Here is an 8,411-nt window from a genome sequence, read left to right on the forward strand (position 1 = left end):
TAGACCTAGCAACAGAATCACAAGGGTGGCTAACTTAAACTTGAAATTTGCGATTTAAAAAACATAGCGAATATGATAATATTAACATAAAGAGGAGGTTAAACATGGATTATAAAATTGTTGTAGCAAGTAGTTGTGACTTTGACGAAAAGTATGGAAGGGAGATACATCATTCAAAAGTACCTTTTACAATTAATATAGATGGAGCAGATTATGTAGATGATGAGAGTTTTACAGGTGAGAAGATTATTCGAAAGATGAAAGAATCGATTAACGCTATAAAAACAGCGTGTCCTTCTCCTAATGAGTTCTTAGAAAAGTATAAGGGCGATGAAAATATCTTTGTAGTGACAATTTCATCTAAATTAAGTGGCACGTACAATAGTGCTATGACCGCAAAGAAGATGTACATGGAACAATTTGAAGATAAGGCAATACATGTCTTTGACTCTTTAACTGCTGCTATTGGGGAGACCATGATCGCTATAAAAATTAAAGAGTTAATTGATGAAGGGAATGGAGTAAAGGATATTGTTTCAAAGGTGGAGCAGTATATATCTGAATTAAAGACAATATTTGTCCTAGATAGTTTAGATAATCTGATGAAGAATGGTCGATTAAGTAAATTAAAAGGAAGATTTGCACAATTTCTTCATATAAAGCCCATACTCTCAGAAGATGGCAATGGTGAAATCAAAATGATTGATCAAAGTAGAGGATCTAAAGGAGCTTTAAAGAAATTAGTTGATCAAATAGAAAAACAAGGTGTTGTTAGTGAGAATAAGAAGTTGGGAATTGCTCATTGCAATGCTTTAGAAAGAGCTTTATATGTGAAGAAGCTCATTGAAGAAAAATACAATTTTAAAGAGATTATCATTACAGAAACCAATGGCTTAAGTGCAGTTTATGCAGATGAAGGTGGTATTATCATTGCATATTAATAGTTCTAAAATGTACGTTCTATGTTCTAAGTAAAAGCATTATAGTCACCAAAGGTGACTATAATGACATAGAACATAGAACATAGAACGTAGAACTTATTCATCAGTGGGTTTATCAGGATTTTTTCTACCAATATAAGGACTGTATTCTATGACCATGTTGTGAATAGAATCGATATGGTCTAATAGTTTTCCTAAACCATTAATCGTTGAGTACTCTGGGGAAGGAACTATTGAGGCCTGTATGCCTAGTTTCTGGTAAAGCAATTTGTCTAAGTTTCTTAGTTGGGCACCTCCGCCTGTTAACATAACGCCATTAGAAAGAATATCTGCTACACTTTCTGCAGGACAGCTTTCTATAACCGATTTAATACTAGAACATATCTTTTCAATAGGGATTCTAATTGCTTCATAAATTTCTTGATTGCTCATATTGAGATTAATGGGAAGTCCACTTGCCAAATCTTGACCTATGATTTCCATAAACTGTTCTTTTTCGATGATTACATTTGCCAATTGAATCTTTAAATGTTCAGCAGTTAATTCGCCAATTTCCACATTATATTCTTTTTTAATGTATTGGATAATGGCTAGATCAATATCATTACTACCTACTTTAATAGATTCTTCAGCTAGAATACCACCTAAAGCAATAGCGGCAATATCTGTTGTGCCCCCACCTATATCTACTATAAAGGATACTTTAGGTTTGAAGATATCTTCTCCTAAGCTGACAGCATCTGCAATCACATCCTTAACGAGTACTACTTTTTTTGCCCCTGATTCGTGAATAACTTCTTCAATGCCCCTGCTTTCTACTTGAGTGATCATACTTGGGACACCTACGAGGACATAAGCCTTTGCGAAGGCCTTAGAAAAGCGATTGCCCTCTTTAGTGTAATCAATCATCATTTTTAACATTCGAATAGCAATATCAAATTTATCGATACTACCGTATTTTAAAGGTCTTATGACGCTGATATTTGTAGGAGTCTTTCCAGTCATTTGTTGAGCTTCGTTCCCTACGGTTAATACTTTGTTAATATTATTGTCTATTGCCACTACAGAAGGTTCTTGAAAAATAACTCCCTTTTCTTTTGAATAGATTAATGTATTAGATGTGCCAAAGTCTATTGCGATAAGTTTATTCATATGGATTCTTTCCTTTCGAAAAAATAGCAGTGCTATTATTCTTCCAATATTCAAAAATTCTATTTACGAAACCAGCAGATTGGCTCGCAAAAGTTATGACATATTTTGTGCTTGCACAAAAAAATGTTGTAACTTTTATGAGCAAGTGCAAACGACTGAGACTGCAAAGCAGTCGAAGTAATCTGCGGCGAAGAAAGTAGAAATAAAATAAAGCAAGAGAAATAAGAAGAGAGTCAAATACGAAACCAGCAGATTAGCTCGCAAAAGTAGAGTAAAAACAATGTTTATATAGGAATTTGTGATATAATAATTTATATTTATATAAGGGAGATATGAGATGATTTGCGGAACAGGTATTGATATCATTGAAATAGATCGAATTAGAAGGGCTGTTGAAAGACATCCTAATTTTTTATATAAGCACTTTACCGAGGTGGAGAATCTTTACTTTGTGTCTAAAAAAAATAATCCTCAATCTATAGCTGGATATTTTGCAACAAAAGAGGCGGTTAGCAAAGCACTTGGCACAGGTTTTCAATTTTTTCGGTTTATAGATATTGAAATAATAAAAGATTCTTTTAATAAGCCTTCTATAAATTTATATGGCAATGCAAAAAAAATTGCTCAGGAAAAGAATATTGTCAATATTTTATTATCCATTTCTCATTGCAAAGAATATGCTGTTGCCAATGCTATCGCTATAGCAGAAAGGTTGGGATAAATTGAAAATCTTATCTACTAATGAAATGAAAAGAGCGGACGCTTTTACTTGTCAACTTAAGGGGATTACATCTACAGAGTTGATGGAGGAAGCTGGAACAAGGCTTTATCATTGTATTCTAGAGGAAAGAGAGCTTAGTTTAAATCAGGACAAGATTGTCGTACTTTCTGGTGTGGGAAACAATGGAGGGGATGGATTGGTTATTGCCCGCCATCTTCTTAAGGATGGATTTGATATCAATGTAATCCTAATTGGAAATCTATCGGCTATGACTGTAGAAACAAAGGCGAATTTAGACAGGCTTATTACATTAAATGCAAAGATTTTTTATTACAAAGACGAAGAATTTTATTCTGAATTTGAAAGAATTATCGATAAGTCTACATTAATTGTAGATGGAATCTTTGGTATTGGCTTAAATAAAGAAATTAGAGGAGTTTTTCAAAGAATCATTGAAAAAGTTAATCAAAGTACTGCATATGTGGCGAGTATTGATATTCCATCTGGATTAACAGGGGATAATGGTAGAATAGCTGAAACTTGTATAAAAGCAGACCTGACTATGATCGTAAACAATTATAAAATAGGTAATTTATTAAATGATGCTAAAGATGTTCAAGGAAAAAAGATTTTATTGGATATTGGTATTGTAGAAGATGAAAACAAGTCTAATAAATACTACCTAGACTCTTCCAATTTGTTACCAATGCCAAAGAGAAAAAACAACAGCCATAAATACAATTATGGCAGTGTACTAGTTCTCGGTGGTAGCGAATCGATGACAGGAGCACCTATTATGAGTGCATATTCTGCTTTGCGTACAGGCTCTGGTTTATCGACCATTGGAATCCTAAGTAAATACATTCACAGAATGAATAATATCCATCCAGAAATCATGATAAGAACTTATGAGGGAGAAGACGAACTTCTAGAGTTACTGGTTAAAAAAGCTGCTATTGCTTTTGGTCCAGGCTTAGGGAGAAAGGATTCCTATGGGCAATTGTTAGAGATTTTAATAGAAAAAAAGATTCCTATGGTAATCGATGCAGACGGAATTTATTATCTTCAAGCCATCCTACAAGAGGGAAAAGATTATAGCCATATAATCATTACACCTCATGCAGGTGAATGTTCAAATTTATTAAAAGTAAGCTGCGATGAGATTGCCAATGATTCTGTAACGTATGTGCAAGAGCTAGCAGATCGATTTGGAATGACTGTTGTCTTAAAAGGTCCTTGTACGATTATAGGTAACAGAGAAGAAATTTATTTTTGTGAACAAGGAAACCCTGGAATGGCGACAGCAGGGATGGGAGACGTACTTACGGGAATCATTACAAGTTTAGCTGGTCAAGGTTTTTCCCCTCTTGAGTCTGCTAAAACAGGCGTATATCTTCATTCTTTGTGCGGAGATTTATGTGCTAAAGATCTAGGACAATACTCTATGCTTTCTACTGATTTGTTAAAGTATTTACCTTTAGCTATAAACACATTATTACCAAGAGAATGACCAAAGTCTATAAAATAGCCGCTAGGAAAGGAAGCCGAAAGTAACCCAAGGAATGCATAAGCACTAGCGGCTAATAGCTGATGATTAGGATTATATAAGAAAGTTGAGTGGTGTAGATGAGCAAATTTTGGAGTGAGTTAGCAAAGAGGTTAGACCCTTATACTCCTGGAGAGCAGCCTCAAGATAAAAAGTATATTAAATTAAACACAAATGAAAATCCATATGGACCATCCCCTAACGTACTTGAAGCTCTAAAGAATGGAGCAAATGATAATTTGAAATTATATCCAGATCCTAATGGCGATGAGCTTAGAAAAACCATTGCAGATTATTATGGATTAAAGGACAATCAAATCTTTCTTGGAAATGGATCCGATGAAGTTCTAGCCTTTTCCTTTATGGCTTTTTTTAACCCAAATGAACCAATCCTTTTTCCAGATATCACTTATAGCTTTTATAAGGTATACTCCAATATATACAATATTCCTTATGAAGAAGTGAAACTAAGGAAAGATTTTTCTGTTCCAATAAATAAACTGCATCATTCAAAGGGTGGCGTGATTCTTCCTAATCCTAATGCGCCTACGGGCATATGCCTATCTCTAAAAAGCATCGAAGAGATACTACAATTTAATAAAGAAAAGATAGTGATAATTGACGAAGCCTATATTGATTTTGGTGGAAATAGCGCAGTAGAGTTCATTGATCAATATCCAAATCTTTTGGTAGTGCAAACCTTGTCCAAATCCAGATCTTTAGCAGGTCTTCGAGTGGGTTTTGCTTTAGGTCATAAAGATTTGATTTTAGCATTAAATCATGTAAAAAATTCTATCAATTCTTATCCCCTTGATCGCCTAGCATTATGTGGGGCGGTGCAGGCTATAAAGGACGAAGAATATTTTCAAGAAACAAAAAATAAAATTATAGAAACACGAGAAAAAGTAAGTCAAGACCTAAAAAGCATGGGTTTTCTAGTAATCCCATCTTTAACAAATTTTATTTTTATGAGTCATACTAAAATACAGGCAAAAGAATTGCTTTGTTCTTTAAGAGAGCGGGGCATATTAGTAAGACATTTTAATCATGCTAGAATTGACAATCACCTAAGAGTTACAATAGGTAGTGAAGAAGAAATGAATACTTTTATCCATATTTTACGAGAAATTATCCCTGCCTAAGTCTTATAAGGTAAACAAAGTCCTTCCACTGGAATATATTAATAGGAAATGATATACCCAATGAAAGGATGAATAAAGTGGATAAGAAAAGAACTTTAAATTTATATGGACTTGGTTGTACTCCAGCCATGGGAAGAGTGATTAGTGCCGTAGAAACGATGTCCTATGATGAAATCCTAATCGTCAATTGTGATACCTTTTGTGTGTCCGGGAAAATTAGGCGAATGTGTATGGAAAAAAACTACCATTTAGAAATATACAGGATAGATAAGAATATCATGAGATATATTATTTCATTTTACAATGAACAATACAATATATGATGTTATTATCGTAGGTGGAGGTCCAGCAGGTTTAACCACAGGAATATACTGTGGTCGAAGCGAACTAAAGGTACTTATTATAGAAGAAGATCTTATTGGCGGGTTAGCCAATAAGAGTTATCACATTGGAAATTATCCTGGATTTCCTCTCGGAGTCAATGGCATCGATTTAATGGATGAGTTCTATGAGCAAGCCCTTCATTCTAATGTACAATTTCAATATGAGTCTGTGCAATGTTTGCATATGAATGAACCAATCAAACTAGTCGAGACCAATAACAATGCCTACAAGACGTATGCAGTGATTTTAGCTACAGGTGGTCGGCCTAAAAGAGTTGGAGCTATTAATGAAGAATATTTTATTGGGAAAGGTATCTCCTTTTGCACCGTTTGTGATGGTGCGGAGACAAAGGGTAAAAAAGTACTGGTAATTGGAACAGGAGACAGTGCAATAGATCAATCTACTTTTCTTGCACAATTTGCAGATTCTGTCGTGATTTCTAGTACCAATCCCGTAGGTCAAACGGATTGTAGTGATAAAGATAAATTTAAAATGTTGCCAAAGGACAAAATCCAATTCCTTTGGAATACAAGAGTATATAAATTTTTAGGAGAAGATCATTTAACTAAAGCAATATTGCAAGATCAAAAGACAAAAGAGTATTTTGAAATGGTCTGCGAGTACTGTTTTGAATTTATCGGATTCACACCAAATACTCACTTAGTTAAAGATTTCGTCCATGTAGATAAAGAAGATGGAATCATTACAAATGAGAAAATGGAAACATCCTGTTCAGGTCTATACGCTATAGGCGATGTAAGAAAAAAAGTGCTCAAACAACTAACGACAGCAACAGCCGATGGAGCTATTGCAGGGAATGAAGTGAGGAAGTATGTGGAGAAGCTAAAAAGAGGCGGTCAGTAAAAGCTAAAAGCCGCCAATGGTGGCATAAGCTTTACTTAAAACTTGGGTTGGTAAGTGTTTAGACAGGAAAACGTAAAAGGGGAAAGTATCTTTTTTCTTTCCGCTTTCCACAAACTTTTTTCAACGGTTTATTGCGTAAAAACACATAAAAGTTTAATATAAAAAGCAAGCACATATTAACCAAAGAAGAGGTGAAAGGCATGCATGATAAAGGTTATGTTCGGATAGCTACAGTTACACCCAAACTAAAAGTAGCAGATTGTGAATACAATAAACTCCAAATCATTCAAACGGTTGAAGAAGTAATTAAAAAGGATGTGGAGGTTGTGGTATACCCAGAACTATGTATATCAGGGTATACTTGTGGAGATTTGTTTTATCAGGATATTTTGCTAAATAAAGTGGAGGAATCCATAGGAGAGATTTGTGATTTTCTTTCCCCACATCCGCTGATGGTGGTTATTGGCGCTCCAGTACGAGTAAAAACTCAAATTTATAATTGTGCTATTGTCATCAATAAGGGTAAACTATTAGCCATAGTACCTAAGAAGTACTTGCCTAATTCTGATGAATTTTATGAAAAAAGATGGTTTGCAAGTGGATTCAATATAGATAGTAATGAAAAGATTTCTTATTGTGAGCAAGATGTGTTGTTTGGTTGTGATGTGTTGTTTCAACACGATACTTATAAGCCGCTGATTGTAGGCGTTGAAATTTGTGAAGATTTATGGGCTCCTATACCACCAAGCAGTTATTATTGCCAGGCAGGTGCGACTCTTATACTAAATCCATCGACGAGCAATGAGGCAGTTGGAAAAAGCGAATACAGAAGAACACTAGTTGAGCAACAATCGGCAAGGGGCATTTTAGCTTACGCCTATGTATCAAGTGGGTTTGGAGAATCTACTACGGATTTAGTTTTTGGTGGACATGGACTTATATGCGAAAGTGGCGTCCTCTTAGAGGAAAGTGAGAGATTTCGTTATGAATCAAATATAAGCATTGCCGATATCGATATAGATAAAATCAACCATGATCGTTTAAAAGCTACGCATCTAAGAGAACACTTGAGAAATAAGGAAGAATACTACGATTTTATTTCCTTTACTACAAAAGATGTACAACATGAACTAATGCGCAAAGTTCAAGCTCATCCTTTCATACCAAGTGGCCAGCAGGCTAGAAATACAACCTGTCAAGAAATCTTTAATATTCAAACGATGGCATTAGGAAAAAGGGCAACTCATATAGGCTTACCTACAATGGTAGTAGGGATATCAGGCGGGTTGGATTCCACTCTTGCCTTGCTAGTATGCGCTAAAACCTGTGATCAGTTGAAGATTGACCGCAAAAATATTTTAGCAGTGACTATGCCTGGTTTTGGCACTACAGATCGAACCTATAATAACGCTATTGCACTCATGAAAAAATTGCATGTATCCATAAAAGAAATTTCCATTAAAGATGCCTGCATCCAGCACTTTAAAGACATTGAACACAGTTTAGATCAACAAGATGTTACTTATGAGAATGCACAAGCTCGTGAAAGAACACAAATACTAATGGATTTAGCGAATAAAAACGGTGGTATTGTCATTGGTACAGGAGATCTCTCTGAATTAGCTCTTGGTTGGGCAACTTATAACGGAGACCATATGTCT

Annotated in this window: 8 protein-coding genes; 7 read left to right on the top strand and 1 reads right to left on the bottom strand. The window is 34.9% G+C overall.

Annotation, left to right across the window (positions count from 1 at the left end; genetic code table 11):
* Positions 1 to 104: 104 nt before the first annotated feature.
* Complete coding sequence (locus Q7P22_RS05435) at positions 105 to 941, top strand: DegV family protein (RefSeq protein WP_303861666.1); 837 nt, start codon at positions 105 to 107, stop codon at positions 939 to 941.
* A 96-nt stretch (positions 942 to 1,037) separates the two neighbouring features.
* Here the strand turns inward: Q7P22_RS05435 and Q7P22_RS05440 are convergent, their stop codons facing one another.
* Positions 1,038 to 2,093, bottom strand: coding sequence for a rod shape-determining protein (locus tag Q7P22_RS05440; RefSeq protein ID WP_303861669.1), 1,056 nt, complete (start codon positions 2,091 to 2,093; stop codon positions 1,038 to 1,040).
* Positions 2,094 to 2,430: 337 nt separating this feature from the next.
* On the opposite strand from Q7P22_RS05440, the gene acpS reads away from it, so the two are divergent.
* The 6 genes from acpS to Q7P22_RS05470 form a co-directional block, all read left to right on the top strand.
* Entirely contained in the window at positions 2,431 to 2,814 is a 384-nt protein-coding gene (acpS, locus tag Q7P22_RS05445) for a holo-ACP synthase (RefSeq protein ID WP_303861672.1), read from the top strand.
* 1 nt (position 2,815) lies between these two features.
* Complete coding sequence (locus Q7P22_RS05450; RefSeq protein ID WP_303861674.1) at positions 2,816 to 4,324, top strand: NAD(P)H-hydrate dehydratase; 1,509 nt, start codon at positions 2,816 to 2,818, stop codon at positions 4,322 to 4,324.
* Positions 4,325 to 4,440: 116 nt separating this feature from the next.
* Positions 4,441 to 5,502: a histidinol-phosphate transaminase gene (gene hisC / locus Q7P22_RS05455; protein WP_303861677.1), complete on the top strand. Its 1,062-nt coding sequence runs from the start codon at positions 4,441 to 4,443 to the stop codon at positions 5,500 to 5,502.
* A gap of 77 nt (positions 5,503 to 5,579) precedes the next feature.
* Positions 5,580 to 5,825 (top strand): hypothetical protein, encoded by a 246-nt coding sequence (locus Q7P22_RS05460; protein ID WP_303861680.1) that lies wholly within the window; start codon positions 5,580 to 5,582, stop codon positions 5,823 to 5,825.
* Positions 5,806 to 6,750, top strand: a complete 945-nt coding sequence (locus tag Q7P22_RS05465; protein ID WP_303861683.1) for an NAD(P)/FAD-dependent oxidoreductase — start codon at positions 5,806 to 5,808, stop codon at positions 6,748 to 6,750. Before Q7P22_RS05460 ends, Q7P22_RS05465 begins: the two co-directional genes overlap by 20 nt.
* Positions 6,751 to 6,950: 200 nt before the next feature.
* Positions 6,951 to 8,411, top strand: a 1,461-nt coding sequence (locus Q7P22_RS05470; protein WP_303861685.1) for an NAD(+) synthase, incomplete at its 3' end; no start/stop codon positions are given.

The organism is Alkalibaculum bacchi (assembly GCF_937875145.1).
Lineage (GTDB): Bacteria > Bacillota > Clostridia > Eubacteriales > Alkalibacteraceae > Alkalibaculum > Alkalibaculum bacchi_A.

What these genes read in the sequence shown, in the direction of transcription:
- hisC (WP_303861677.1), top strand. Translation starts at nt 4,441, where the DNA reads ATGAGCAAATTTTGGAGTGAGTTAGCAAAGAGGTTAGACCCTTATACT.
- Q7P22_RS05465 (WP_303861683.1), top strand. Translation starts at nt 5,806, where the DNA reads ATGAACAATACAATATATGATGTTATTATCGTAGGTGGAGGTCCAGCA.
- Q7P22_RS05440 (WP_303861669.1), bottom strand. Translation starts at nt 2,093, where the DNA reads ATGAATAAACTTATCGCAATAGACTTTGGCACATCTAATACATTAATC.
- acpS (WP_303861672.1), top strand. Translation starts at nt 2,431, where the DNA reads ATGATTTGCGGAACAGGTATTGATATCATTGAAATAGATCGAATTAGA.
- Q7P22_RS05435 (WP_303861666.1), top strand. Translation starts at nt 105, where the DNA reads ATGGATTATAAAATTGTTGTAGCAAGTAGTTGTGACTTTGACGAAAAG.